The sequence below is a fragment of the 'Camptotheca acuminata' phytoplasma genome (assembly GCF_041276565.1).
Taxonomy (GTDB): Bacteria; Bacillota_I; Bacilli_A; order Acholeplasmatales; family Acholeplasmataceae; genus Phytoplasma.
Genome location: NZ_JBGGGR010000040.1, coordinates 1 through 1,305 on the forward strand (window position 1 = coordinate 1; position 1,305 = coordinate 1,305).

2 protein-coding genes are annotated in these 1,305 nt (G+C 29.1%); both read left to right on the forward strand.

The features are described from left to right. Positions 1-1,074: M42 family metallopeptidase (locus AB6A63_RS02260; protein ID WP_370431068.1), on the forward strand; the 1,074-nt coding region annotated here is incomplete at its 5' end. 40 nt (positions 1,075-1,114) lie between these two features. Beyond that, positions 1,115-1,249 carry a 50S ribosomal protein L34 gene (gene rpmH / locus AB6A63_RS02265; RefSeq protein ID WP_370431069.1) on the forward strand — a complete coding sequence of 45 codons (135 nt, stop codon included), beginning with the start codon at positions 1,115-1,117 and terminating at the stop codon, positions 1,247-1,249. Positions 1,250-1,305 lie beyond the last annotated feature (56 nt).

Below are 1,305 nucleotides of genomic sequence, written 5' to 3' on the forward strand. Positions count from 1 at the left end.
TTTCATTATTTTATGTCAGATTTATTAAAAAAATTAAAAGATTTAACTATGTTAGATGGCGTTTCAGGCCAAGAAAAACAAGTGAATAAATATATCAAAGAAAATGTTGAAAAAATATCAGATAAAATCGAACATGATAATTTAGGTAGTTTAATAGCTTCTAAAGGTTTAAATGGTCCTAAAATTATGTTAGCTGGTCACGTAGACGAAATTGGTTTAATGGTAACTGAAATTACTAAAGAAGGTTTCGTTAAATTTCAACCTTTAGGCGGTTGGTATACAGGAGTTATGTTAGCTCAAAAATGGAAAATCCACACTAAAAAAAGCGTTATAACAGCGATTACAGGTGCTAAACCTCCTCACATTTTACCTTTTTCAGAAAGAAGTAAAATTCCTGAAATGAAAACTTTATTTTTAGATTTAGGTGTTTACAACAAAGAAGAAGCTGAAAAATTAGGTGTTAAAATTGGAGATATGATCACTCCTTATAGTGAATTCGAACTTTTAGCTAATCAAGATTTTATAGTAGCGAAAGCTCTTGATAATCGTGTAGGCGCTTTAGTAGTTATGCAAGTACTTGAAAAATTAAAAAATAATCCTAATCAATTTTATGGAACTTTTACAGTTCAAGAAGAAGTAGGATTAAGAGGAGCTACAACAAGTGCCAATAAAATCAAACCTGTAGTGGCTATAGCAGTAGATACAGGCGTTGCAGACGATTCTCCAGGGGATTTAAACGCAAGCAATCGAGTTTTAGGCAAAGGACCACAAATTTCTTATTATGATTATGGTTTGATCGCTCATAAAGAATTAAGAGAATCATTAATTCAAACAGCTATCGAAAATAATATTCCTTTTCAAGAACCGAAACCTACAGGCGGTGAAACAGATGCTTCAGCTATGCATTTACAAAACGAAGGAGCAGCTTCTGTAGTAATTAGTATTCCAACTCGTTATATTCATTCTCATACTTCTGTTATTAATAAAAAAGATATTGAATATACAATTGAACTTTTAACTTTATTTATTCAAAAATTAGATGATCAAAAAGTAAAAGAAATTTTATTTAGTTAAAAAATTCCTTTAAACAAAATGAGAGGTTTTATAATTTTTTATGAAAAGAACTTATCAACCTAGTAAAATAAAAAGAATTAAAACACACGGATTTAGATCTAGAATGTCAACTGTTGGCGGTTGTCGCGTACTTTCTCAAAGAAGAAGAAAAGGTCGCGCTAAATTAACTGTTTAATTTTTATAGAACGGAATTAAATTTAAAATTATTTATTTATTAAATTTAAATAAATA